The following is a 24553-nucleotide window of genomic DNA, read 5'->3' on the forward strand; positions in this document are numbered from 1 at the left end:
AGTATTGGCACTTGCGAGTGGGTCATTACGGCTCGACAACGAGGCGAAAACGCCAGTTTCAACTTCACCCTTGTAGACCGTCTTGCCCACCCCCATATTGGGGCGACTGACGCGTGAAGGAATCCAACTTGAGCGAACTTCTCAACCGCCGCCTGGCTCTGCTCGGCGAGCGCGCTAACCTCTCTCTGCTCGAACAGTGCCTTCACGGCATCGAACGTGAATGCCTGCGCGTGACCGGCGAAGGTCGCCTGGCGCAAACGCCGCACCCGGAAGAATTGGGTTCCGCGCTGACCAACGAACAAATCACCACCGACTATTCCGAGTCGCTGCTGGAGTTCATCACGCCCGCCCTGCCCGACCCGTCAGACACCCTGGCGAGCCTGGACAAGATTCACCGTTTTGCCTACAGCAAGCTCGGCAACGAGTACCTGTGGAGTCCATCGATGCCGTGCCCGTTGCCGGCCGAGGAAGATATCCCGATCGCCTATTACGGCACCTCCAACATCGGTCAGCTCAAATACGTCTACCGCAAAGGCCTGGCCCTGCGGTACGGCAAGACCATGCAGTGCATCGCCGGGATTCACTACAATTTTTCCCTGCCGGAAAAGCTCTGGCCGCTGCTCAAGGAAGCTGAAGGTTTTGTCGGCACCGACCGCGACTATCAGTCGTCGGCCTACATCGCCCTGATCCGTAACTTCCGCCGCTACAGCTGGCTGCTGATGTACCTGTTCGGCGCATCGCCAGCGCTGGACGCCGGTTTCCTGCGCGGTCGTTCGCATCAGTTGGAACAACTGGACCCGGACACTTTGTACTTGCCGTACGCCACCAGCCTGCGCATGAGTGACCTGGGTTACCAGAGCAACGCCCAGGCCGGTTTGACCCCGTGCTACAACGATTTGGCCAGCTACACCGACAGCTTGCGTAAAGCAGTGGCCACGCCGTATGCGCCGTATGTCGAAATCGGTACGCATCAGGACGGTGAGTGGGTACAGCTCAACACCAACATCCTGCAAATCGAAAACGAGTACTACTCCAACATCCGCCCGAAACGCGTGACCTACACTGGCGAACGGCCGATCCAGGCGCTGGTGGCCCGTGGCATTCAGTACGTCGAAGTGCGTTGCCTGGACATCAACCCGTTCCTGCCGATGGGCATCGATCTGCCAGAGTCGCGCTTCCTCGACGCGTTCCTGCTGTATTGCGCGCTGAACGACAGCCCGCTGCTGACCAATACCACTTGCGGCAACGCGACCTCGAACTTCCTCAGCGTGGTCAAGGAAGGACGCCGTCCGGGCCTGCAACTGCAACGCGACGGTCATCCGGTGGACCTCAAAGAGTGGGCCAGCGAGTTGCTGGAGAAGATTGCACCACTGGCGGCGATGCTGGATCAGAGCCATGGCGGCGATGCACATAGCAAGGCGCTGGATGCGCAGCTGGCCAAGGTCAAGGATCCTTCCCTGACGCCATCCGCCCAGGTGCTGGTGGCGATGGCTGAGCACAAGGAGAGCTTCAGTCAGTTCTCCCTGCGTCAGAGCCAGGTGCATGCGGAGTTTTTCCGTAGTGAGCCGTTGAATACTGAGGAGCAAGCGAAGTTTGAAGAGCGGGCGCGTTCTTCGCTGGCTCAACAGGTTGAGCTGGAGCAGAACGAGGTGGGCGATTTCGATGTGTTTGTTGGGTCGTATCAGGCGAGTATTTTAGCCATCAGTAACTAAACTTCCCGCGTAAGACCGATCGTTCCCACGCTCCGCGTGGTAATGCCTCAAGGGACGCTCCGCGTCCAGGTGACGCGGAGCGTCACCGGCTGCATTCCCACGCAGAGCGTGGGAACGATCAGGTTACCTGCTTAGAATTTTCCGCTCATAAGCTCATTCGAAAAAGTTATTTATTTTCGTATTCTTAGATCATTTAGTCTCCTTTCACGCCGACTCTCGGTCGTCTGAAAAGGAGCTTCTCAATGAAACTGACTTTCCCCCTTCGCCTGCTGGCGGCCGCGTCTCTGGCTGCGGTGAGTTTCTTTGCCCAGGCGGCTGACGTCACCGTCGCCTACCAGACCACCGTTGACCCGGCGAAAGTCGCCCAGGCCGACGGTGCGTACGAAAAAGCCACCAACGCTAAAATCGATTGGCGCAAATTCGACAACGGGGCCGACATCATCGCCGCCATCGCTTCCGGCGACGTGCAGATCGGCTACCTCGGTTCCAGCCCTCTGACGGCGGCAATCACTCGCAAAGTCCCGGTAGAAACCTTTCTCATCGCCACCCAGATCGGCGCCGCTGAAGCCCTGGTCGCTCGCGACGGTTCCGGGATCAAAACTCCGCAGGACCTGATCGGCAAGAAAATCGCCGTGCCGTTCGTTTCCACCGGCCACTACAGCCTGCTGGCCGCGCTGAAGCACTGGAACATCGATCCGTCGAAAGTCACCGTCCTCAACCTCGCCCCGCCCGCAATCATCGCCGCATGGAAACGCGGTGACATCGACGCCACTTACGTCTGGGACCCAGCGCTCGGTGTGGCCAAGGAAAACGGCAAAGTACTGATCACCTCCGGCGAACTGGCCCAGTTCGGCGCGCCGACCTTCGATGCCTGGATCGTGCGTAAAGACTTCGCCGAGAAGCACCCGGAAATCGTGACCGCGTTCGCTAAAGTGACCCTGGATGCCTACGCCGACTACCGCAAAGACCCGAAAGCCTGGCTCGCCAACCAAAGCAACGTCGACAAGCTGGTGAAACTCTCCGGCGCCAAAGCCAGCGATATTCCATTGCTGCTGCAAGGCAACGTCTACCCGCTGGCGGCTGATCAGGTGATCACCCTCGGCGCGCCGACCACCAAGGCCATCACCGACACCGCCGCGTTCCTCAAGGAACAGGGCAAGGTCGAGGCCGTGCTGCCGGATTACGCCCCCTACGTCAGCGCCAAGTACATCACCAACTGATCGGGAGTTAACTGCGATGGCTTTGCTACAGCTGGAGCGCATCAGCGCACAGTACCCCGGTGCCTCTGAACCGGTACTGGCGGATATTTCCCTGAGTCTTGGGCCCCAGCAATTGCTGGTCGCCCTCGGCCCGTCCGGCAGTGGCAAGACCTCGCTGTTGAACCTGATTGCCGGTTTCGTCGAGCCTAGCGCTGGGCGGATCACCCTCGATGGCGTGCCGGTCAAAGGCCCGAGCGCCGAACGCGGCGTGGTGTTCCAGGACGACGCGCTGCTCCCTTGGCAGGACGTGCTAGCCAACGTCGGTTTCGGTCTGGAACTGGCCGGCATTTCACGGGACAAACGCGAAATCCGTGCTCGGGAAATGCTCGCCCTGGTGGACCTTTCCGGTTTCGAAAGTCGCCGAATCTGGCAACTCTCGGGCGGCCAAAAACAACGTGTCGGTCTGGCTCGCGCCCTCGCCGCCGACCCTCGGGTTTTGCTGATGGACGAACCCTTCGGCGCCCTCGATGCCTTCACCCGTGAACAAATGCAGGAGCTGCTGCTGCAAGTCTGGCAGCGCACCGCCAAGCCGGTATTTCTGATTACCCACGACATTGAAGAAGCGGTGTTCCTCGCCACAGACCTGATCCTGCTGGCGCCAAACCCTGGGCAAATCGTCGAGCGCCTGAGCCTGGATTTCGGTCAGCGTTACGCCGCTGGTGAGTCGGCTCGATCGATCAAGTCCGACCCGCGCTTTATCGAAACCCGCGAACACGTGCTCGCCAAAGTGTTCTCCCAACGCAGCACCGCCCAGCGGCAGGAGCGCGCATGAGCAGCTATGAAATTCCGGCCGCGACGGTAAAAACCAACGGCCAATCGGTGGTCATTCCGGTACGTCGCAGCCTCAGCACTCGGTGGATCAGCGTGCTGACGCTGGTCGCGCTCGTTGTCATTTGGTGGGCCGTCACCGCCACTGAAATGATCGAACCGCTGTTCCTGCCACCCCCCTCCGCCGTGCTGCAAAAAGGCTGGCTGCTGGTGACCACCGGCTACATGGATTCGACCTTGTGGCAGCACTTGGGCGCGAGTCTCAGCCGAATCGGTCTGGGCCTGGGCTTCGCGGTGCTGACCGCCGTGCCGGTCGGCATCGCCATCGGCCACAACCGTATCGCTCGCGGCATTCTCGATCCGCTGATCGAGTTCTACCGCCCTATCCCGCCATTGGCTTATCTGCCGCTGATCGTGATTTGGTGCGGCATCGGTGAGCTGTCGAAAGTCTTGCTGATCTACCTGGCGATCTTCGCCCCGATCGCTATCGCTACCGCGACCGGTGTGCGCACCGTCGACCCGGCCAAGTTGCGCGCGGCGCAGTCGTTAGGTGCGACCCGGGCGCAGTTGATTCGCCATGTGATTCTGCCGAGCGCGTTGCCGGACATTTTGACCGGTGTGCGCATTGGCCTGGGTGTGGGTTGGTCGACGCTGGTCGCTGCCGAATTGATCGCCGCCACTAGCGGGCTGGGCTTCATGGTGCAGTCGGCCGCGCAGTTCCTGGTCACCGATGTGGTGGTGCTGGGGATTCTGGTGATCGCACTGATCGCCTTCGCCATGGAAATGGGCTTGCGCGCCCTGCAACGCAAACTGGTGCCGTGGCATGGCCAGGCTCACTAAATAACCCTGTGGGAGCGACGGTGCGGCGATCCGACCTGCTCGCGAATGCAGTGTGTCAGGCAACATTGCTTTGACTGATGAATCGCTTTCGCGAGCAGGCTCGCTCCCACAGTCGGCGCCCCGGATTGAAGAGAAAGACCATGAGCATCCTGACAATCGTCCCCCTTAGCTCGGCCCTCGGCGCGCAAATCAGCGGCGTCGACATCAGCCAACCGCTGAACCTGGAACAGCGCGACGCCATCGAGCAGGCGTTGCTCAAGCATCAGGTGCTGTTCTTCCGCGACCAGCCAATCGAGCCACAGCAACAAGCGCGATTCGCCGCCAATTTCGGCGACCTGCACATTCACCCGATCTACCCGAATGTGCCGGAACAGCCCGAAGTGCTGATCCTCGACACCGCTGTCACCGACGTGCGCGACAACGCCATCTGGCACACCGACGTGACCTTCCTGCCGACCCCGGCCATGGGCGCAATACTCAGCGCCAAGCTGCTGCCGGAGTTCGGTGGCGACACACTGTGGGCCAGCGGCATCGCGGCGTATGAAGCGTTGTCCGCACCGATGAAAAACTTGCTCGAAGGGCTGACGGCTACCCACGACTTTACTCGCTCGTTTCCGCTGGAGCGTTATGGCAACACGCCTGAAGCGTTGGCCCAATGGGAAGAAGCGCGCCGCAAAAATCCACCGCTGTCACACCCGGTGATCCGCACGCACCCGGTGAGCGGGCGCCGGTCGTTGTTCGTCAATGAAGGCTTCACGTCGAAAATCAATGAGCTGTCGGAGACCGAAAGCGAGGTGATTCTGAAGTTTTTGTTTGCACACGCGACTCGGCCGGAATTTACGATTCGCTGGCGTTGGCAGAAGGACGACGTGGCGTTCTGGGATAACCGCGTGACACAGCATTACGCCGTGGATGATTACCGGCCGGCGCGGCGGGTGATGCAGCGGGCGACGGTGTTGGGGGATGTGCCGTTTTTTCGGTAACCCGATCGTTCCCACGCTCTGCGTGGTAATGCAGCCCGTGACGCTCCGCGTCACTGGACGCGGAGCGTCCCTTGAGGCATTCCCACGCGGAGCGTGGGAACGATCAGTGCTCGATTACTCAGCCGTCGAAGGTTTCTCCCAAAGATTAACCCCGCCCTCCTGGGCAAACCGGTCAATCTCCGCCAATTCCTCCGCGCTAAAGCTCAAATTCTTCAACGCCCCGACGTTCTCGATAATCTGCTCCGGACGGCTCGCACCGATCAATGCCGAAGTCACGCGCGGATCGCGCAACGTCCAGGCCAATGCCAGCTGCGCCAAACTCTGGCCACGACGCTTGGCGATCTCATTCAGCGCACGCACATGAGCGATGTTGGCTTCGGACAGGTGCGATGTCTGCAACGAACCACCGCCCGGACGATTGACCCGCGCATCCGCCGGCACACCGTTGAGGTACTTGTCAGTCAACAAACCCTGAGCCAGCGGCGTGAACGCAATCACGCCCGTACCGAGTTCGTCCGTCGTATCCAGCAGGTCTTTTTCCACCCATCGATTGAGCAGGTTGTAAGCCGGTTGGTGAATCAGCAACGGGACTTTCCACTCTTTCAGCAACGCAGCCATTTCACGGGTTTTAACTCCCGAGTAGGACGAGATGCCGATGTACAGAGCCTTGCCCTGTTGAACGGCGGAGGCCAGTGCGCTGGCGGTTTCTTCCAGCGGCGTGTCCGGGTCGAAGCGGTGGGAGTAGAAGATGTCCACGTAGTCCAGACCCAGGCGTTGCAGGCTCTGATCAAGGCTGGCCAGCACGTATTTGCGCGAACCGCCGCCCTGACCATAAGGGCCGGCCCACATGTCCCAACCGGCCTTGCTCGAGATAATCAGCTCGTCGCGATACTGCTTGAAGTCTTCGCGCAGCAAACGACCGAAATTGATCTCGGCGCTGCCATACGGCGGGCCGTAGTTGTTGGCCAGGTCGAAATGGTTGATGCCGAGATCAAACGCGGTACGCAGCAATGAACGCTGAGTGTCGATCGGCGTGCTGTCTCCAAAGTTGTGCCACAGGCCCAGCGACAGTGCTGGCAGCACCAGCCCGCTGCGCCCCACGCGGCGGTAAGGGATGGAGTCATAGCGGTTTTCGGCAGCGGTGTAGGTCATCGAATCCTCTCTTGTCTGTCTTGAATTTGGTATCGACTGCTTCGCAAGTTGCCCAGCATACGCCCAGACAAACGCCGATAAACCTCGGACACGAGAAAATGCTGAAACGTTTCACAGATGATCGTTCCCATGCTCTGCGTGGGAATGCCGCCAGGGACGCTCCGCGTTCCGCTTCTGGAAGTGACGCGGAGCGTCACGGGATGCATTCCCACGCGGAGCGTGGGAACGATCAGCAATCGGTTGGCCGGCAGTTAATGAGCATCCGCAAACACTTCCCCCAACCAATCCACAAACACCCGAACCCGTGGCGACATGTGTCGGTTGTGGGGATACAGCACTGAAACCGGCATCGGCGGTGGCGGCGTGTCGATGAGGATTTCTTGCACCAGGCCTTGGGCAATCTGTGTCTCCGTTCGGTAATGCGGACACAGGATCAAGCCACCTTCAACACCCACGCTCGCGGCACCTTCAACACACTGCGTGAAGCGGCGACGCGCCTGAACGCTTGCGGGCGGATCGTCAACTTCTCCAGCAGCACCGTCGGCATGAACCTGCCGGGCTATGCGGTGTACATCGCCAGCAAGGCGGCTGTGGAGTCCTTGACCCAGGTGTTCGCCAAGGAAATGCGCGGTCGCAACATCACCGTCAATGCCGTCGCGCCAGGCCCGGTCACCACCGATCTGTTCCTGCACGGCAAGTTCGAAGAGCAGATCCAGGCCTTCGCCAAGATGCCACCGCTGGAACGTCTGGCTCAGCCAGAAGACATCTCCCGCGTCGTGTCCTTTTTGGTCGGCCCGGATTCGGCCTGGGTCAACGGGCAGATTTTGCGGGTTAATGGCGGGCTGGTTTAACTAGGCCCACACTGATACCGCAGTCTTGATCGTTCCCACGCTCTGCGCTCATCGTTCTACATAACTCTGTTTTCAAGTATTTTTGAAACTCGAAGAAATGGAGAACGAAGATTGAATTGGGCACAGGACGAAATGAAAACCGCCGACTTGGGTGATGGCCGTTTAAATGCCAGGCTCGCCAGCTTTTTAGGACGCCTAGCCGATCATCCCGGCAACAGCATCCCGACCGCTTGTCGAGGGCTGGCAGAAACCACGGCGGCTTATCGATTTCTTGATAATGAGAAAGTCACGTTCCAGAAGGTGTTGCGGCCCCATCAGGACGCGACCCTGCAACGGATGCAAAGCAGTCCCGTGGTGCTGTTGGCGCAAGACACGACCGAGATGGACAAATGGGTCAATCTCGGTCCCAAAGGAATGGGCACGATCAAGGCGCAGAAGAAGTTTTCTCGACGTCTGCACCCAACCATTGCCTTTACCCCCGAACGTATTTGTCTGGGCGTCGTCGATGCTCAGTGGTGGAGCCGCGATAAACCGAGCCCCCGCCATGAGCGCCGAGATAAAGGGATTGATGAGAAAGAGAGTCAGCGCTGGATTGACAGTTATCAAACCAGTTGCGCGATTCAGGGGCAGCTACCGCAGACCCTGGTGGTCAACCTCGCCGATGCTGAGGGCGATCTGTACGAATGGTTTGTTGATCATCAAGAGTTCAGTCCAGACACCCGGGCCCAATGGATCGTGCGGGCGGCTCAAGACAGGCGCTTGCTGGGGGCTGACAACGGGAAGTTGTGGTCGGCACTGGATCAGGCACCGTCCTTGGGAACACTCAAGGTTGAAGTCAAAGCTCGTCCCCAGCGCCCCGCCCGACTGGCTGATGTCACCTTGCGCGCGGCAACCGTGACCCTGCGTGCCCCCGACAGGTCGGGTTACAAATTGCCCAGTGTCTCGATCAATGCTGTGTTGGCCCGTGAAGAAAACGCCATAGACGGTGTTGAACCTCTGGAGTGGCTGCTGCTGACCAGTCTGCCGGTCACTAGCCTGGAGCAGGCGAGCACCGTGGTTGAGTGGTACGGGGTACGCTGGTCTATCGAAGTGTTTTTCAATGTGCTGAAGAATGGTTGTCAGGTCAGTCGATTGCAGCTGGAGACCGAGGAACGGTTGTTGCCCTGCATTGGTTTGTACCTGATCACGACCTGGCGTGTGCTGTACAGCCTGATGCTGGGACGTGCTTGTCCCGATCTAAGCTGCGAGATGGTGTTTGAGGCTTCGGAGTGGAAAGCAGCCTATATCGTGGTCAAACGGTGCCAACCGCCCACTGCGCCCCCTTCTTTAGGAGAAATGGTTTTACTGGTCACGAGCCTGGGAGGCTACTTGGGGCGTAAAAATGACGGACCTCCCGGCCCCAAGGCCATGTGGATAGGGATGCAACGAATACGTGAGTTTGTTATCGCATTAGACGCCCAGCGTGCGCTCATCGAGAGTTGTGTAGAACGATGAGCGCTCTGCGTGGGAATGCAGCCCGTGACGCTCCGCGTCACTGGACGCGGAGCGTCCCTTGAGGCATTCCCACGCAGAGCATGGGAACGATCACACACATTTGAAGGGCGGAACACACCATGCACACCACGATCATCATCACCTTCGGCCTGATCCTGCTGGCGCTGATGCTGTTCATCGGCGAGAAAATCGGTTTCAGCCGCCAGACCCTGGCCTACAGCTTTGTCGTGCTGTGGTTCGCGCTGACGTTGATCAACGGTGCAGTCGGCATGGTCAACGCAGGCCAGCCCCTGAGCACGGAACTGGTGGTCGGCAGCGCCGTATTCGGCGTGCCGGTGGCGGCGATGGTGCTGTTCATGGTGTTGAGCGCCGAGACCTGAAAAGGGCCCGGCGCCACCGGTTCTCGATCAACGCACCAAATGCAAAAACTGCAGGTGCCGTTCGTACTGATCGAGGATGTCGTTGATGATTTGCTCCTTGGTGTAACCCACCAGATCGTAGTCCTGACTGCCCTCGCTCAAATGCACTTCAGCCCGGTAGTAGCGACGGTTGTTGAGTTCCTTGGAACCCATGCCGCCACGGGCAAAGGACGGCGTGAAGTAGCCGCGCATTTGCACTTGATAGATGAACGGATGCTGTTCGCCGTGACCGATTTCCAGACTGACGCTGTCGTTGACCGGATCGGGTTGAGCAATCACGTTCAAGCCCTTCTCGACGAACACCGCCGAGACTTCTTCAATCGCCGGGCGCACCGTCGTGTCGAGGAATCGATAGACCTCATCCCGTGACGGGAAATGCACGGCCTGACTCAGGCGTTGACGCCAGCCGCCACGTCTCGAGCCAGACACCGGTGCCAAGGAATGCAGTTGCGCGATCTGCTTCTGCGACTCCAGATAAAACGCCTTGTGCAGCCCCCACATCATCAGCAGCAAGATCATCGAAAACGGCAACGAGGTCAGTACCACCGCCGACTTCAATGCATCGATGCTGCCGGAGAACAGCAGCGCACTGGTCACCAGCGCCGTCATTGCCCCCCAGAACACTCGCAGCCATTTCGGCCCGTCTTCATCCGGGTTGCCGCCCTTGGCGGACAGCGTCGACAACACCACCGTGCCGGAGTCGGCCGAGGTGACGAAGAACACGAAGCTGATGAACACCGTCACCGCGATCACGGTTTTGCTCCACGGGTAGGTTTCCAGCAGCAGGTAGAGGGTCATCGAAGGGTTGTCGATGGCCGACATACCGAGAGCGGTCATGCCGTGGTTGAGGACTTGATCGATGGCACTATTACCGAAGATCGACATCCACGCCAGGGTGAAACCGAGCGGAATCAACAGCACGCCGAATACGAATTCGCGAATGGTCCGGCCACGGGAAATCCGTGCGATGAACAGGCCCACGAACGGCGACCACGCGATCCACCAGGCCCAGTAGAACACCGTCCAACCGCCCAGCCAGTCACTGGGTTTGTCGTAGGCGTACAGGTCGAAACTCTTCATCGGCAACGCGCCGAGGTAGTCGCCGATGTTCTGGATCAGGGTGTTGAGCAGGTGCTGAGTGGGGCCGGCGAACAGCACGAACAGCAGTAGCGCGCAGGCCAGCAGCATGTTGATGTCGGACATCACCCGCACGCCTTTATCGACGCCAGACACTGCAACGATGATCGCCGCGCCCATCATCAGTGTGATCAGGCCGACCTGAATCCAGTGGGTGTGAGCGATGCCGAACAGGTAGTCCAGACCCGAGTTGAGGTGCAACACGCCAAAGCCCATGTCGGCGCCGAGGCCGAACACCGTGGCGATGATGCCGAAGCCGTCCACTGCGTAGCCGATCGGGCCGTTGATGCGCTTGCCGATCAGCGGGTAGAGCGCCGAACGCAGGGCCAGTGGCAGGTTATGTCGATAAGCGAAGTAGGCCAGCGCCATGCCGACGAAGGCGAACACGCCCCAGCCGTGCAGGCCCCAGTGCAGAAACAGAATCTGCATCGCCTGACGCGCCGCATCCGCCGTGCCGGCCTCGCCTTGCGGCGGTTGCGCCAAATGGGTCAGAGGTTCGGACACGCAAAAGAAAAACAGCGTGATGCTGATCCCGGCGGCGAACAGCATGCCGGCCCAGGACAGGTAACTGAACTCGGGCTCGTCGTGGTCGGCACCGAGCTTGATCTTGCCGTAGCCGGACAAGGCGGTGACCACCACGAAGACCAGATACAGGGTCATCGCGAGCATGTAGTACCAGCCGACCGTATTGGCCGCCCAGTTTTGCGCCGCCAGCAACCAGGCACCGGCCTGCTCCGGCATGGCTATCACCACAATGCCGAACAACAGAATGAAACTCGCCGCGAAGTAAAACACCGGCGGATTCATGCGGACCTGGCCGCTTGGAGGGAGGGACGAGGCACTCATGAAGCGTGCACCTCGAGGGGGTGAAACAGGGCAATCAGTAACGGACTCGGCAAAGGCAAGCCTCCTGTTGTGAGCGGGCAGCAAACCGGCGGTTTAACTTGAATGAGCGTTCAAGTTAAACATGGATAGGGCGCTAAGGACTAATCGCAAGGCTCGGCGGTCTGTTTCGTACGCTAGCTCAAGGATGGGTATGACGTGGGGTTTGGAGGATGATCGTTCCCACGCTCTGCGTAGGAATGCAGCCCGTGACGCTCTGCGTCACATCGGTGCCAGGCACTGCATCGGCGGTGGCCCCGGAACGCGGAGCGTCCCTTGAGGCATTCCCACGCGGGAGCGTGGGAATGATCAGGTGGGGGACCTACTTCTGCGTCCCATCATCATGCTGCAGATTCGCCTGAGTCAGGTTGCTCCCCGCCGGAACGCTGCGGGTCAGCCAGACATTACCGCCAATGGTCGAACCCTTGCCGATGGTGATTCGGCCCAGAATCGTCGCACCGGCATAGATCACCACGTCATCCTCGACAATCGGATGTCGCGGCTGCCCCTTCTGCAACTGACCGTCTTCATCCGCCGGGAAGCGCTTGGCGCCCAACGTCACGGCCTGATAAATCCGCACGCGCTCACCAATAATGGCCGTCTCGCCGATCACCACGCCCGTCCCGTGATCGATGAAGAAACTACGGCCAATCTGCGCGCCAGGGTGAATGTCGATGCCGGTGGCCGAGTGGGCGATTTCCGCGCTGATCCGTGCCAGCAACGGTAATCCGGCGCGGTACAAATGATGGGCCAGGCGATGGTGAATCACCGCCAGAATCCCCGGATAGCACAGCAGCACTTCATCGACGCTGCGAGCCGCCGGATCGCCGTGATAGGCCGCCAGCACGTCGGTGTCGAGCAAACTGCGCAGCCCCGGCAATGCGAGGGCGAAGTCCTGAATGATCTGAATGGTCTTGGCCTCGACCTCAGTATCGGCCTGGGCACTGTGGCGAGCGGCGTAGCGCAATTCGAGTCGCGCCTGGGCCAGCAACGCGTTCAACGCAACGTCCAGCGTGTGGCCGACGTAGAAGTCTTCACTCTCCTCGCGCAAATCCACCGGTCCCAGGCGCATCGGGAACAACGCGCCACAGAGGGCTTCGAGAATCTCTGCCATGGCCGCTCGGGAAGGCAACTCGCGACCGCCCTGTTCGGTGCTGGCGCGGCCATTTTGTACGCGCCACTGGTCACGCGCCGTGCGCAGTTGACTGACGATGGTCTGCAGTTGCCAATGACTGGAACGCTCGCTCACGGTAAAAACTCCTCACGGGCGGCCGGACTGTCTGGCCGCGTTATCGGCGATTACTGTACGGCATGGTCTGGAAGCCGAATTAAGAACCGATTGTGCTGTGCTCAGCACTTTTGGGCATAAGGCGATTGGCAGTTGCCCCGCTAAATAGGCGTGCCTATAGTCCTGTCATCTCCCTCCGCCAGTACGGACCCCATGATCAAACAACAGCTTGCCCGCTTTAACCGTCTCGACCTGCTCGGTCACCCTACCGCCCTGGAAAAACTCGAACGCTTGTCGACCTGGCTGGGCCGCGATGTATACGTCAAACGCGATGACCTGACGCCGCTGGCCATGGGCGGCAACAAGCTGCGCAAACTCGAATACCTGGCGGCCGATGCGCTGGCACAAGGTGCCGACACCTTGATCACCGCGGGTGCGCTTCAGTCCAACCATGTGCGCCAGACTGCCGCCATTGCGGCCAAGCTTGGCCTGGGCTGCATAGCGCTGCTGGAAAACCCCTTGGGTACCGACGACGCTAACTATGTCGGCAATGGCAATCGACTGTTGCTGGACCTGTTCGATGCCAAGGTTGAGTTGGTGGAAAACCTCGACAACGCCGACGAGCAATTGCAGGCCTTGGCCGACCGTCTACGCAACAACGGCAAGAAGCCGTATCTGGTACCGATTGGTGGTTCCAATGCGCTGGGTGCTTTGGGTTATGTGCGCGCCGGGCTGGAGCTGGCTGAGCAGATCAAGGACACCGGGCTGACATTCGCCGCCGTGGTTCTGGCCTCGGGCAGCGCCGGGACCCACAGCGGTCTGGCGCTGGCGTTGAGTGAGGCTCTGCCGGATTTGCCAGTGATTGGCGTCACGGTTTCACGTAGCGATGAAGATCAGCGACCGAAAGTCCAGGGCCTCGCCGAGCGCACTGCAGAGTTGTTGGGTGTGAGCCTGCCGGCGAGTTTCAAGGTTGAGTTGTGGGACGAGTATTTCGGCCCGCGCTACGGCGAGCCGAATGCCGGGACGTTGGCAGCCGTGAAGCTGGTGGCGAGTCAGGAAGGTTTGCTGCTGGACCCGGTTTACACCGGCAAGGCGATGGCGGGTTTGCTCGATGGCATCGGCCGCCAGCGCTTCAATGATGGCCCGATCATCTTCCTGCATACCGGTGGGGCGCCGGCACTGTTTGCCTATAAAGACTTTTTATAAGCGATCGTTCCCATGCTCTGCGTGGGAATGCAGCCCGTGACGCTCCGCGTCACTGGACGCGGAGCGTCCCTAGAGGCATTCCCACGCAGAGCGTGGGAACGATCTAGATCTCCGACCTTATATTCAATAAAAGAATAACAAACTGCATATTTAGTATTTTCCTATCTAACGGCACCGTCATATAGTCGCGCCGCAGGCGAATTTGCAGCGAGACGCATACGCTGCTTTAGGGCAGGATATCGCAGTCGTTCAAATCCCGAATTTGCCAACTTTCCTAAAGCGTCTTCCATAAGAAAACACAGGGGCTTGTCATGAATTTTTCCGCACTACGTCGAAATCTGCTGGTGGGCTCGCTGGGGCTGGCACTCAGCGCCGGCCTGTTGGGGCAAGCAGTTGCCGGTGAGCAGCTGCAAAAAATCAAAGACGCTGGCGTGATCAACGTCGGCCTGGAAGGCACTTACCCACCGTTCAGTTTCGTCGACGCCGACGGCAAGCTGGCTGGCTTCGAAGTCGAGTTCTCCGAAGCCCTGGCCAAAGAGCTGGGCGTGAAGGTCAAACTGCAACCGACTAAATGGGACGGCATCCTCGCAGCGCTGGAATCCAAGCGTCTGGACGCGGTGATCAACCAGGTAACGATCTCCGAAGAGCGCAAGAAGAAGTATGACTTCTCCGAGCCGTACACCGTTTCCGGGATTCAGGCGCTGGTGCTGACCAAGAAGGCTGCGGAGCTGAACATCAAGACTGCCGCCGATTTGGGTGGCAAGAAAGTCGGTGTAGGCCTGGGCACCAACTACGAGCAATGGGTGAAAGCCAACGTGCCGACCGCTGACGTGCGCACCTATGAAGATGATCCGAGCAAGTTCGCAGACCTGCGTAACGGCCGCACCGACGCCATTCTGATCGACCGCCTCGCCGCGCTGGAATACGCCAAGAAGGCCAAGGACACCTCCGCCGCCGGCGAAGCGTTCTCCCGCCAGGAAGCCGGCATTGCCCTGCGCAAAGGCGAGCCTGAGCTGCTGGCTGCGGTAAACAAGGCCATCGACAAGCTGCGCGCCGACGGTACGCTGAAAAAGCTTTCGGAAAAATACTTCAGCGCTGACGTCACTAAATAATGGAAGAAGCTTTCCAACTCGCGCTGGACTCCGCGCCCTTCCTGCTGAAGGGCGCGTACTACACGGTTATCCTCAGCCTGGGCGGGATGTTCTTCGGCCTGGTGATGGGCTTCGGCCTGGCGTTGATGCGCCTGTCGCGCTTCAAACTGGTGAGCTGGCTTGCCCGCATCTACGTGTCGTTCTTTCGCGGCACGCCGTTGCTGGTGCAATTGTTCGTGATCTATTACGGCTTGCCGCAATTGGGCATCGAACTTGATCCGCTGCCAGCAGCCCTGATCGGCTTCTCGCTGAACATGGCTGCCTACGCCTGCGAAATCCTGCGTGCCGCGATCAGCTCCATCGAGCGTGGCCAGTGGGAAGCCGCCGCGAGTATCGGCATGACCCGCGCGCAGACCCTGCGCCGGGCCATCCTGCCGCAAGCGATGCGCACGGCTCTGCCACCGCTGGGCAACAGCTTCATTTCGCTGGTCAAGGACACCGCGCTGGCGGCCACCATTCAGGTGCCGGAACTGTTCCGTCAGGCGCAACTGATTACCGCCCGAACCTTTGAAATTTTCACCATGTACCTTGCCGCCGCGCTGATCTACTGGATTCTGGCCACGATGCTTTCGCACCTGCAGAACCAGTTGGAAGCACGGGTCAATCGGCACGACCTGGAGTCCTGACCCAATGATTGTCGTGGAAAAACTGACAAAGCAGTTCAAGGGTCAAGTGGTGCTCAACGGCATCGATCTGCAAGTGAAGGAAGGCGAGGTGGTCGCAATCATCGGGCCGAGTGGCTCGGGCAAGACCACGTTCCTGCGTTGCCTGAATTTTCTGGAGGAACCCACCAGCGGCCGGATCATGGTCGGTGACATCGAGATCGATGGCAGTCGTCCGCTGAACCAGCAGCAAGGCTTGGTGCGACGGTTACGCCAGCACGTAGGTTTCGTGTTCCAGAACTTCAACCTGTTTCCTCATCGCACCGCCCTCGAAAATGTCATCGAAGGCCCGATCGTGGTGAAAAAAATCCCACATGCCGAAGCCGTTGCCTTGGGCAAAAAGCTGTTGGCCAGGGTTGGCCTGGCGGGCAAGGAAGACGCTTACCCGCGACGCCTTTCCGGTGGTCAGCAACAGCGTGTGGCGATTGCCCGTGCACTGGCGATGGAACCGGAAGTCATCCTGTTTGATGAACCGACCTCAGCACTCGACCCAGAGTTGGTAGGTGAAGTGCTGGCGACCATCCGCAGCCTGGCCGAGGAGAAGCGCACCATGGTCATCGTCACCCACGAAATGGGTTTTGCCCGGGACGTGGCGAACCGCGTGGTGTTTTTCGACAAGGGTGTGATCGTCGAGCAAGGCGAAGCCAAGGCGCTGTTTGCCAATCCGAAAGAAGAACGGACTAAACAGTTCCTCAGTAAGTTCTTGAATAACGCTCACCACTGAGACGTCGCCTCACTACTTGTCAACTTCCATGGATGGAAGTGACAACTACCCCCGCTAATAAAATCTCTCGGCCCTTCCGAACAATAGATATCTACTCAACGCTACGTGCGGTACATATATATGTCCTGCAACAGAATAATCTCGCCTAAAATCCGTCAAAACCAGCCTTCCCACCGGGCTGACCCCACCGCCTACAACGCACTAAAAGCCCAGGAAGTCGCGGTCAAGTTCGACAGAGCGGTGCAGCTTATTAACTTCAACGCGTAGGATTTTTCTGAATAACACTAGATCCAAAACTTAACTAGCCAGCTCTATTGACACCTATTCAAGCGCACTCTTATCTAGTCTCCAACAGGCGTCGAATCTCGAACTCATTCACTATTTAATTGGCAAACAGTGAACAATTTTGTTGCTCGGCAATTCACGCCTTTCGAACTTTCAGAAACGGACTTCGCTGCAGGCTTCAAGGAGAAACCCCATGACAAGCACTTCGAACAAACCCGAACTTGCGGCCCCGACCCTGGCGCAATCTCACAAGACCTGCATCAACATCACCTCGGCGGCTCACCTGCTGATCGACGTGGCGCCCTACCCCGGCATGGACGAAGGCGACCTGATCGAACTGTTCTGGGATAACTGCTACGTGGCCTCCAGGGTGCTTACGGCCAACGATGTCGGCCAACCGGTCCAACTGCGTGTGCCCGAGAGCTTTATCGCCAATGGCACCTCGCGCGTTCACTACCGGATCATGCAGATCGGGCAAGGGCCAACCCTGTCAGCCGCCAGACGGGTGCAGATCAAACTCGACTGCCCCGGTGGCCAACCGTCTGCGCTGTGCGGCGATGAAAACCAGAGTCTGGAACCGGTGAACATCCCCGAGACCATTCGCCGTCAGGGGGTCAATCCGAACCAGATCAAGCGCGGGGTTCCGCTGACCATCGAGCCTTACCTGAACATGGCCGCCGACGACGAAATCACTCTGCGCTGGGGCGATGTGCGTATGGATCTGCCACGACTCAAGGCAGGCGATGTCGGCCAGCCGATCCAGGTCTGGGTACCGCCGGCGATCATTCTCGAAGCCGGCGAAGACCTGCGGCTGGAAGTGACTTACTGCATCCTCGACCGGGTGGGTAACAACTCCCGTTGGGCACCACCGCGGATGTTGAAGATAGGGTGTGCCAATCCTTATCTGAAGGTGCCGTTGAAAGAAGAGCTCAAGGCAGCTGAAACCCGTAAACGTTGAGGCTCATGCAGCAACATCCGAGCTAACCCAGGCTTCGGCTGTTGCTACATAAACAAGTGTTGCTGTGCAGACAGACACCCTTCTATGCATATTCCCAAAAGTTGGTTTATTAATTATTTACACGCGTTTAGGGTATATACACCGGACCACCGGACATTCTTGTTTTCGTTCGTCGCAACCCCTCGCGGCGTTTCCTTGAGATGTGAGGTAGGTATGGTCCGGAACACAATCACCCCAGTGCAGATCGCCAGGGCATTGCGTGCAGCCAAGGAGCGGCACTGATGTCCAGTCTGGCAGATGCAATCGTCCAGAGTGATCTGGACATCGCCCCGCTGTTGTTGCCCGCGCAGGTCTTGCGCAACGACGCACAAGCCATCAAGGCTGCCCATGAGCTGGCGCAAGTCGCCCGTCTGCAAGCAGCCAAACGCGACCAGCAGCGCAAGCTGCCGTGGTCGGAAATCGAACAATTCACCCGCAGCGGTTTGGGCAGCATTGCCATCCCGCGTGAGTACGGTGGACCGCAGGTTTCATTCGTCACCCTTGCCGAAGTATTCGCGATCATTTCCGCGGCCGACCCGGCATTGGGACAGATCCCGCAGAACCAGTTCGGCATTCTCAATCTGGTGCTCGGCAGCGCCACCGAATCGCAAAAAAAACAGCTGTTCAAAAGCGTGCTCGACGGCTGGCGGATCGGTAACGCAGGACCTGAGCGCGGCACCAAAAACACACTTGAACTCAAGGCGCGAATCACCGCCAGCGGCGACGGCTTCGTCCTCAACGGGCAGAAGTTCTATTCCACCGGCGCCCTGTTCGCCCACTGGGTCGCCGTCAAGGCGCTGAACGACGACGGCAAACAAGTGCTGGCCTTCGTCCGCCGCGGTACACCAGGCCTGCGCATCGTGGATGACTGGTCGGGCTTCGGCCAGCGCACCACCGCCATCGGCACCATTTTGCTCAACAACGTGCAGGTCGACGCCGAGCTGGTGGTGGATAACTGGAAGATCAATGACAACCCGAATATTCAGGGTGCCGTGTCGCAGCTGATTCAAGCGGCCATTGACGCCGGCATCGCCCGGGGCGCCATCGACGACGCCATCGCGTTCGTGAAAACCCGTGCACGGCCGTGGATCGACGCCAAGGTCGAACGGGCCAGCGACGACCTGTATGTGATCGCCGACATTGGCAAACTGAAAATCGAACTGCACGCGGCCGAAGCGCTGCTGCGCAAGGCCGGGCAAGTGCTCGATCAGGTCAACGCCGCGCCGCTCACCGCCGAGTCTGCCGCCCGCGCCTCGATTGCCGTGGCCGAAGCCAAAGTGCTGACCACCGAGATCTCGCTGCTGGCCAGCGAAAAGCTTTTCGAACTGGCCGGCAGCCGCGCCACCCTCGCCGAATTCAACCTCGACCGTCACTGGCGCAACGCCCGCGTGCACACGCTGCACGACCCGGTGCGCTGGAAGTATCACGCGGTCGGGACTTACCACTTGAACGGCACATTGCCCGCCCGGCACTCCTGGATTTAACGACCAGAACACTTTTGACCAGATCTCTGGAGAAACACATGACTCTTTCTCACCACGTCGCGGTCATAACCAGCGATGAGCAAGCCCTGATCGTCGCCAGTGACCTGGCCGAAGATTTCAAACGCGACAGCGCCCTGCGCGACCGTGAACGCCGTTTGCCGCACCCGGAACTGGACGTGTTTTCCCGCTCGGGGCTCTGGGGCATCAGCGTGCCAAAAGCATACGGCGGCGCCGGGGTTTCCAACGTCACCCTGGCCAAGGTGATCGCGCTGATCGCCCAGGCTGACGGCTCCCTCGGCCAGATCCCGCAGAACCATTTCTACGCGCTCGAAGTGTTGCGTGTGAATGGCAGCGAAGAGCAGAAAAAACGCTTGTACGCGGAAGTGCTGGCAGGCCAACGCTTCGGCAATGCCCTCGCGGAACTCGGCACCAAAACCGCCCACGACCGCGTCACCAGCCTGAGCCGCGACGGTGACGGCTATCGCATCAACGGCCGCAAGTTCTACGCCACGGGCGCGATTTATGCCCAGCGCATCCCGACTTCGGTGGTGGATGAAAACGGCGTGCAGCAACTGGCGTTCGTTCCGCGCAACAGCAAAGGCCTGACGGTGATCGACGACTGGAGCGGCTTCGGCCAGCGCACCACCGGCAGCGGTTCGGTGGTGTTTGAAGATGTCTATGTCGCCGCCGAAGACGTGATCCCGTTTCAAAGCGCATTCGAGCGCCCGACCACCGTCGGCCCGCTGGCGCAGATTCTTCACGCCGCCATCGACACCGGCATCGCCCGCGCTGCTTACGAAGATGCACTGCATTTTGTGCGGACCAAAACCCGGCCGTGGATCGATTCCGGCAACGACAAAGCCACCGAAGACCCGCTGACCATCAAGAGCTTCGGTCACTTGAGCATTCGTTTGCACGCCGCCGAAGCCTTGCTGGAACGCTCGGGCGAATTCCTCGACAAGGCTCAGGCCAAGACCAACGCCGAGACCGTTGCCGCTGCCTCAATTGCCGTCGCCGAAGCCCGTGCCATCAGCACCGAGATTTCCCTCGCCGCTGGCAGCACGCTGTTCGAACTGGCCGGCAGCCAGGCAACCCTGATCGAACATGGTCTGGATCGCCACTGGCGCAACGCTCGGGTACACACGCTGCACGACCCTGTGCGCTGGAAGTATCACGCGGTCGGCAATTACTACCTCAACGATGAAAACCCGCCACTGCGGGGGACCATCTGATGGTCGATGCCAAAAAGAAGATCCTGCTCAACGCGTTCAACATGAACTGCATCGGGCACATCAACCATGGTCTGTGGACGCATCCACGGGACAACTCCACTCAGTACAAAACGATCGAATACTGGACCGAACTGGCGCAACTGCTGGAGCGCGGACTGTTCGACGGCCTGTTCATCGCTGACATCGTCGGGGTTTACGACGTCTACCAAAACTCAGTGGATGTGCCGCTGAAAGAGTCAATTCAGCTGCCGGTCAACGACCCACTTCTGCTGGTTTCGGCGATGGCTGCGGTCACCAAAAACCTCGGCTTCGGACTCACTGCCAACCTCACCTACGAACCGCCGTATCTGTTCGCCCGTCGCATGTCCACGCTCGATCACCTGAGTCGCGGCCGGGTTGGCTGGAATATCGTCACCGGCTACCTCGACAGCGCCGCCAAGGCCATGGGCTTGAGCGAACAGGTGGAACACGACCGTCGTTACGATCAGGCCGATGAATACCTGCAAGTGCTCTACAAGCTCTGGGAAGGCAGTTGGGAAAACGGCGCGGTGCTTAACGATCCGCAGCAGCGGATCTTCGCGCAGCCCGAGAAAGTGCACAAGGTCGAGCACAAGGGCGAGTTCTATCAGGTCGAGGGTTATCACCTCTGCGAACCCTCGCCGCAGCGCACGCCGGTGCTGTTCCAGGCTGGCAGTTCGGATCGCGGTTTGCTGTTCGCCGGGCGACATGCCGAGTGTGTGTTCATCAGCGGCCAGAACAAGCCATCGACCAAAGTTCAGGTGGACAAGGTGCGCGCCAGTGCCGTCGAGGCCGGGCGCAACCCCGAGCACATCAAGGTGTTCATGGGGCTGAACGTAATCGTCGGCGAAACCGAAGAGGCGGCCTGGGCCAAGCATGCCGAGTACCTGAGCTACGCCAGTGCCGAGGCCGGCGTGGCGCATTTCTCGGCGTCCACCGGGATCGATTTCTCCGAATACGCCATCGACGAACCGATCCAGTACGTGAAGAGCAACGCGATCCAGTCCGCCACCAAGAACCTGCAAAACAACGACTGGACCCGCCGCAAATTGCTGGAGCAACACGCCCTCGGAGGACGCTACATCACCGTGGTCGGTTCGCCTGAACAAGTGGCCGATGAGCTGGAATCGTGGATCGCAGAAACCGGGCTGGATGGTTTCAACCTGACGCGGATTGTCACGCCGGAAAGTTACGTGGACTTCATTGAACTGGTGATTCCCGAGTTACAGCGTCGAGGGTCGTACAAGACTGCTTACGACACAGGCAGCCTGCGGGAAAAACTGTTTCACGGTGAAGCGCATTTGCCTGAGCAACACACGGGTTCTGCGTTTCGCCGTTAAAAGCTTCGCGGGCAAGCCTCGCTCCTACAGGTATCGGGTCGTTCACAAATGTCCGGCACAACGCAAAACCTGTAGGAGCGAGGCTTGCCCGCGAAGAGGCCCGACCAAACACCACACATTTAATGCACTGACTGGAATAACCATCATGACCAAAAACTACCTCTCTAACCCAGTCAAAGCACTGGCCCTGGCCCTCGGCCTTTTCAGTTCCGCCACCTTCGCCGCCGACGCAGCGTTGAAAATCGGAACCACCGCCGCCTTCGCCATTCCCCTGGAAGCCGCCGTCGAAGAAGCCAAAAAACAGGGCCTACAAGTCGACTTGGTGGAGTTCAGCGACTGGATCGCGCCTAACGTCAGCCTCGCCGCCGGTGACATCGACGTGAACTACTTCCAGCACATCCCGTTCCTGGAAAACGCCAAGGCCGCCGCCGGTTTTGACCTCGTGCCGTTCGCGCCGGGGATCATCAACAACGTTGGCCTCTACTCGAAGAAATACAAAAGCTTCGACGAACTGCCAGAAGGCGCCAGCGTGGCGATCGCCAACGACCCGATCAACAGCGGTCGTGGTTTGCAACTGTTGGCCAAGGCCGGACTGATCACGCTCAAACCGGGTGTCGGCTACAAAGCCACCGAAGAAGACATCATCGCCAATCCGAAGAAGATCAAAATTCTTCAGGTCGAAGCCGTGCAACTGGTACGCGCCTATGACGACGCCGATCTGGTCCAGGGCTACCCGGCCTACATTCGCCTGTCGAAGACCTTCGACGCCGGCTCTGCCCTGCTATTCGACGGCCTCGATCACAAGGAATACGTGATCCAGTTCGTGATCCAGCCGAAAAGCAAAACCGACCCGCGCCTGATCAAGTTCGTCGACATCTACCAGCATTCGCCTGCCGTCCGCGCAGCCCTGGATAAAGCCCACGGCAAGCTCTACCAAGCCGGTTGGGAAAGCTGAATATGACGGCCGCGATCCAACGGCGACTGGAAATTCCGGAGCCTCAGCAAGCTGAACACACCGAACTGCACCCGGACCTGAATCGCGCCCACGTGCGCTTCATCGGCCTGGGCAAAACCTACAACGGTCAGCAAGGTCCGGTGGCCGCGCTGCACGGCATCGACCTGGCGATCCAGCGCGGCGAAGTGTTCGGCATCATCGGCCGCAGCGGCGCCGGCAAATCGTCGCTGATCCGCACCATCAACCGCCTGGAACAACCAAGTACGGGCCGCGTGCTGATCGATCAGGTCGACATCGGTGAGTTCGATGAAGACCGCTTGGTGACGCTGCGTCGGCGCATCGGCATGATCTTCCAGCACTTCAACCTGATGTCGGCCAAGACGGTTTGGCAGAACGTCGAGTTGCCGCTGAAAGTGGCCGGTGTGCCGAAGGAAAAGCGCGAGCAGAAAGTCCGCGAATTGTTGGAACTGGTGGGTCTGCAAGAGAAGCACAAGGCCTACCCGGCGCAGCTTTCCGGTGGGCAGAAACAACGCGTCGGCATCGCCCGGGCACTGGTGCATGACCCGGCGATTCTGCTGTGCGACGAAGCCACTTCGGCGCTGGACCCGGAAACCACGCAATCAATCCTCGGCCTGCTGCGCGAGATCAATCAGCGTCTGGGCCTGACCATCGTGCTGATCACTCACGAGATGGCGGTAATTCGCGATATCTGCGACCGAGTCGTGGTGCTGGAACACGGGCGAATTGTCGAACAAGGGCCGGTCTGGGAAGTCTTTGGCAACCCGCAGCACGAGGTCAGCAAAACCCTGCTGGCGCCGTTGCAATACGGTTTGCCGGAAGAGCTGCAAAGCCGTTTGCGTGTGCAGCCGCAGTCCTCGGATGACGCGGTGGTACTGCGACTGCAATTCACTGGTGCGGCTCACGACGAGCCAGATCTTGCGGCGCTGTTCAGTGCCCTCGGTGGTCGTGTGCGCTTGCTGCAAGGTGGCGTGGAACGCATTCAGGGCCATGCGCTCGGGCAACTGCTGCTGGCGGTGACCGGCTCGTCCCTCGGTGCAGAGGAGTTACGCCAACGCGCCGGCAACTGGGCGCAACAGGTGGAGGTGCTGGGTTATGTGGTTTGATCGCTTGCTGCAAGGCTTCATCGACACCTTCCTGATGGTCGGCGTGTCGTCATTGATCGCACTGCTGGCGGGCATTCCGCTGGCGGTGATCCTGGTCACCAGCTCCAAGGGCGGGATCTACGAAGCACCGGCGCTGAACCGCGCGTTGGGCGCGTTCGTGAACCTGTTCCGCTCGATCCCGTTTCTGATTTTGATGGTGGCGTTGATTCCGTTTACCCGGCTGATCGTCGGCACCACGTACGGTGTCTGGGCCGCCGTGGTGCCGCTGACCATCGCTGCCACGCCGTTCTTTGCGCGCATCGCCGAAGTCAGTTTGCGTGAGGTCGATCACGGGCTGATCGAAGCGGCGCAAGCGATGGGTTGCCGGCGCTGGCACATCGTCTGGCATGTGTTGCTGCCTGAAGCGCTGCCGGGGATTGTCGGCGGTTTCACGATTACGTTGGTGACGATGATCAACTCGTCGGCCATGGCCGGGGCGATTGGTGCCGGCGGGTTGGGCGACATCGCTTATCGCTACGGGTATCAGCGCTTTGATAGCCAGATCATGTTGACGGTGATTGTGTTGCTGGTGGTGTTGGTGGCAGTGATTCAATTGGGCGGGGATCGGTTGGCGCGTGGATTGAATAAGCGCTAGGCAAGTTGCGAACGCT

21 protein-coding genes and 2 pseudogenes are annotated in these 24553 nt (G+C 59.6%); 19 read left to right on the forward strand and 4 right to left on the reverse strand.

The features are described from left to right. The first annotated feature begins 128 nt into the window (after positions 1–128). From gshA to tauD, 5 genes are all read left to right on the forward strand, one after another. On the forward strand, positions 129–1712 hold the full coding sequence (gene gshA / locus ACYZT5_RS23305; RefSeq protein ID WP_462047580.1) for a glutamate--cysteine ligase: 1584 nt from the start codon (positions 129–131) through the stop codon (positions 1710–1712). A gap of 242 nt (positions 1713–1954) precedes the next feature. Then, positions 1955–2932: a taurine ABC transporter substrate-binding protein gene (gene tauA / locus ACYZT5_RS23310; RefSeq protein WP_462047581.1), complete on the forward strand. Its 978-nt coding sequence runs from the start codon at positions 1955–1957 to the stop codon at positions 2930–2932. Between the two features lie 16 nt (positions 2933–2948). After that, positions 2949–3743, forward strand: coding sequence for a taurine ABC transporter ATP-binding subunit (gene tauB / locus ACYZT5_RS23315; protein ID WP_462047582.1), 795 nt, complete (start codon positions 2949–2951; stop codon positions 3741–3743). Continuing rightward, positions 3740–4579: a taurine ABC transporter permease TauC gene (gene tauC, locus ACYZT5_RS23320; protein ID WP_462047583.1), complete on the forward strand. Its 840-nt coding sequence runs from the start codon at positions 3740–3742 to the stop codon at positions 4577–4579. Before tauB ends, tauC begins: the two co-directional genes overlap by 4 nt. A gap of 140 nt (positions 4580–4719) precedes the next feature. Beyond that, positions 4720–5562 (forward strand): taurine dioxygenase, encoded by an 843-nt coding sequence (gene tauD, locus ACYZT5_RS23325; protein ID WP_462047584.1) that lies wholly within the window; start codon positions 4720–4722, stop codon positions 5560–5562. 114 nt (positions 5563–5676) lie between these two features. Here tauD and mgrA read toward each other — a convergent pair whose 3' ends face one another. Beyond that, entirely contained in the window at positions 5677–6714 is a 1038-nt protein-coding gene (mgrA, locus tag ACYZT5_RS23330; RefSeq protein WP_462047586.1) for an L-glyceraldehyde 3-phosphate reductase, read from the reverse strand. Positions 6715–6965: 251 nt separating this feature from the next. After that, a pseudogene (locus ACYZT5_RS23335) lies at positions 6966–7157 on the reverse strand (LysR substrate-binding domain-containing protein); the annotation flags it as partial. Between ACYZT5_RS23335 and ACYZT5_RS23340 the strand changes: the two are divergent. From ACYZT5_RS23340 to ACYZT5_RS23350, 3 genes and pseudogenes are all read left to right on the forward strand, one after another. Further along, positions 7158–7565 (forward strand): annotated as a pseudogene (locus ACYZT5_RS23340) (SDR family oxidoreductase); the annotation flags it as partial. A 132-nt stretch (positions 7566–7697) separates the two neighbouring features. Further along, positions 7698–9059, forward strand: coding sequence for an IS4 family transposase (locus ACYZT5_RS23345; protein WP_462047587.1), 1362 nt, complete (start codon positions 7698–7700; stop codon positions 9057–9059). A gap of 119 nt (positions 9060–9178) precedes the next feature. Next, positions 9179–9439, forward strand: coding sequence for a hypothetical protein (locus ACYZT5_RS23350; protein WP_462047588.1), 261 nt, complete (start codon positions 9179–9181; stop codon positions 9437–9439). A 27-nt stretch (positions 9440–9466) separates the two neighbouring features. Here ACYZT5_RS23350 and betT read toward each other — a convergent pair whose 3' ends face one another. After that, positions 9467–11422, reverse strand: coding sequence for a choline transporter BetT (gene betT / locus ACYZT5_RS23355; protein WP_462052300.1), 1956 nt, complete (start codon positions 11420–11422; stop codon positions 9467–9469). Positions 11423–11819: 397 nt separating this feature from the next. After that, on the reverse strand, positions 11820–12746 hold the full coding sequence (gene epsC / locus ACYZT5_RS23360) for a serine O-acetyltransferase EpsC (RefSeq protein ID WP_046045486.1): 927 nt from the start codon (positions 12744–12746) through the stop codon (positions 11820–11822). 192 nt (positions 12747–12938) lie between these two features. On the opposite strand from epsC, the gene ACYZT5_RS23365 reads away from it, so the two are divergent. The 11 genes from ACYZT5_RS23365 to ACYZT5_RS23415 all read left to right on the forward strand — a co-directional run bounded on the left by ACYZT5_RS23365 (position 12939) and on the right by ACYZT5_RS23415 (position 24537). Then, positions 12939–13931, forward strand: a complete 993-nt coding sequence (locus ACYZT5_RS23365) for a D-cysteine desulfhydrase (RefSeq protein WP_462047589.1) — start codon at positions 12939–12941, stop codon at positions 13929–13931. A gap of 311 nt (positions 13932–14242) precedes the next feature. Next, positions 14243–15043, forward strand: a complete 801-nt coding sequence (gene tcyJ / locus ACYZT5_RS23370) for a cystine ABC transporter substrate-binding protein (RefSeq protein ID WP_462047590.1) — start codon at positions 14243–14245, stop codon at positions 15041–15043. After that, entirely contained in the window at positions 15043–15708 is a 666-nt protein-coding gene (gene tcyL / locus ACYZT5_RS23375) for a cystine ABC transporter permease (RefSeq protein WP_462047591.1), read from the forward strand. Before tcyJ ends, tcyL begins: the two co-directional genes overlap by 1 nt. Before the next feature lie 4 nt (positions 15709–15712). Beyond that, positions 15713–16468, forward strand: coding sequence for an L-cystine ABC transporter ATP-binding protein TcyN (tcyN, locus tag ACYZT5_RS23380; RefSeq protein WP_462047592.1), 756 nt, complete (start codon positions 15713–15715; stop codon positions 16466–16468). 478 nt (positions 16469–16946) lie between these two features. Then, on the forward strand, positions 16947–17711 hold the full coding sequence (locus tag ACYZT5_RS23385) for a hypothetical protein (RefSeq protein WP_462047593.1): 765 nt from the start codon (positions 16947–16949) through the stop codon (positions 17709–17711). Between the two features lie 281 nt (positions 17712–17992). Further along, positions 17993–19234 carry an SfnB family sulfur acquisition oxidoreductase gene (locus ACYZT5_RS23390; protein ID WP_462047594.1) on the forward strand — a complete coding sequence of 414 codons (1242 nt, stop codon included), beginning with the start codon at positions 17993–17995 and terminating at the stop codon, positions 19232–19234. Positions 19235–19272: 38 nt separating this feature from the next. Next, positions 19273–20466 carry an SfnB family sulfur acquisition oxidoreductase gene (locus ACYZT5_RS23395; protein ID WP_462047595.1) on the forward strand — a complete coding sequence of 398 codons (1194 nt, stop codon included), beginning with the start codon at positions 19273–19275 and terminating at the stop codon, positions 20464–20466. Then, complete coding sequence (locus ACYZT5_RS23400; protein ID WP_462047596.1) at positions 20466–21824, forward strand: LLM class flavin-dependent oxidoreductase; 1359 nt, start codon at positions 20466–20468, stop codon at positions 21822–21824. The genes ACYZT5_RS23395 and ACYZT5_RS23400 overlap by 1 nt, the downstream gene beginning before the upstream one ends. Before the next feature lie 145 nt (positions 21825–21969). Next, positions 21970–22779: a MetQ/NlpA family ABC transporter substrate-binding protein gene (locus ACYZT5_RS23405; RefSeq protein ID WP_462047597.1), complete on the forward strand. Its 810-nt coding sequence runs from the start codon at positions 21970–21972 to the stop codon at positions 22777–22779. A 2-nt stretch (positions 22780–22781) separates the two neighbouring features. Next, positions 22782–23903 carry a methionine ABC transporter ATP-binding protein gene (locus ACYZT5_RS23410; RefSeq protein WP_462047598.1) on the forward strand — a complete coding sequence of 374 codons (1122 nt, stop codon included), beginning with the start codon at positions 22782–22784 and terminating at the stop codon, positions 23901–23903. Then, on the forward strand, positions 23893–24537 hold the full coding sequence (locus ACYZT5_RS23415) for a methionine ABC transporter permease (protein ID WP_030128490.1): 645 nt from the start codon (positions 23893–23895) through the stop codon (positions 24535–24537). Before ACYZT5_RS23410 ends, ACYZT5_RS23415 begins: the two co-directional genes overlap by 11 nt. Positions 24538–24553 lie beyond the last annotated feature (16 nt).

This window comes from Pseudomonas sp. LB3P14, from assembly GCF_054898045.1.

Coding starts and splice junctions, on each gene's coding strand:
- ACYZT5_RS23405 (WP_462047597.1), top strand. CDS start 21,970: ATGACCAAAAACTACCTCTCTAACCCAGTCAAAGCACTGGCCCTGGCC.
- ACYZT5_RS23415 (WP_030128490.1), top strand. CDS start 23,893: ATGTGGTTTGATCGCTTGCTGCAAGGCTTCATCGACACCTTCCTGATG.
- ACYZT5_RS23410 (WP_462047598.1), top strand. CDS start 22,782: ATGACGGCCGCGATCCAACGGCGACTGGAAATTCCGGAGCCTCAGCAA.
- tcyL (WP_462047591.1), top strand. CDS start 15,043: ATGGAAGAAGCTTTCCAACTCGCGCTGGACTCCGCGCCCTTCCTGCTG.
- mgrA (WP_462047586.1), bottom strand. CDS start 6,714: ATGACCTACACCGCTGCCGAAAACCGCTATGACTCCATCCCTTACCGC.
- ACYZT5_RS23365 (WP_462047589.1), top strand. CDS start 12,939: ATGATCAAACAACAGCTTGCCCGCTTTAACCGTCTCGACCTGCTCGGT.
- ACYZT5_RS23350 (WP_462047588.1), top strand. CDS start 9,179: ATGCACACCACGATCATCATCACCTTCGGCCTGATCCTGCTGGCGCTG.
- ACYZT5_RS23400 (WP_462047596.1), top strand. CDS start 20,466: ATGGTCGATGCCAAAAAGAAGATCCTGCTCAACGCGTTCAACATGAAC.
- tauA (WP_462047581.1), top strand. CDS start 1,955: ATGAAACTGACTTTCCCCCTTCGCCTGCTGGCGGCCGCGTCTCTGGCT.
- betT (WP_462052300.1), bottom strand. CDS start 11,422: ATGAATCCGCCGGTGTTTTACTTCGCGGCGAGTTTCATTCTGTTGTTC.
- ACYZT5_RS23395 (WP_462047595.1), top strand. CDS start 19,273: ATGACTCTTTCTCACCACGTCGCGGTCATAACCAGCGATGAGCAAGCC.
- tauB (WP_462047582.1), top strand. CDS start 2,949: ATGGCTTTGCTACAGCTGGAGCGCATCAGCGCACAGTACCCCGGTGCC.
- ACYZT5_RS23385 (WP_462047593.1), top strand. CDS start 16,947: ATGACAAGCACTTCGAACAAACCCGAACTTGCGGCCCCGACCCTGGCG.
- tauC (WP_462047583.1), top strand. CDS start 3,740: ATGAGCAGCTATGAAATTCCGGCCGCGACGGTAAAAACCAACGGCCAA.
- tcyJ (WP_462047590.1), top strand. CDS start 14,243: ATGAATTTTTCCGCACTACGTCGAAATCTGCTGGTGGGCTCGCTGGGG.
- tcyN (WP_462047592.1), top strand. CDS start 15,713: ATGATTGTCGTGGAAAAACTGACAAAGCAGTTCAAGGGTCAAGTGGTG.
- tauD (WP_462047584.1), top strand. CDS start 4,720: ATGAGCATCCTGACAATCGTCCCCCTTAGCTCGGCCCTCGGCGCGCAA.
- ACYZT5_RS23390 (WP_462047594.1), top strand. CDS start 17,993: ATGTCCAGTCTGGCAGATGCAATCGTCCAGAGTGATCTGGACATCGCC.
- ACYZT5_RS23345 (WP_462047587.1), top strand. CDS start 7,698: ATGAAAACCGCCGACTTGGGTGATGGCCGTTTAAATGCCAGGCTCGCC.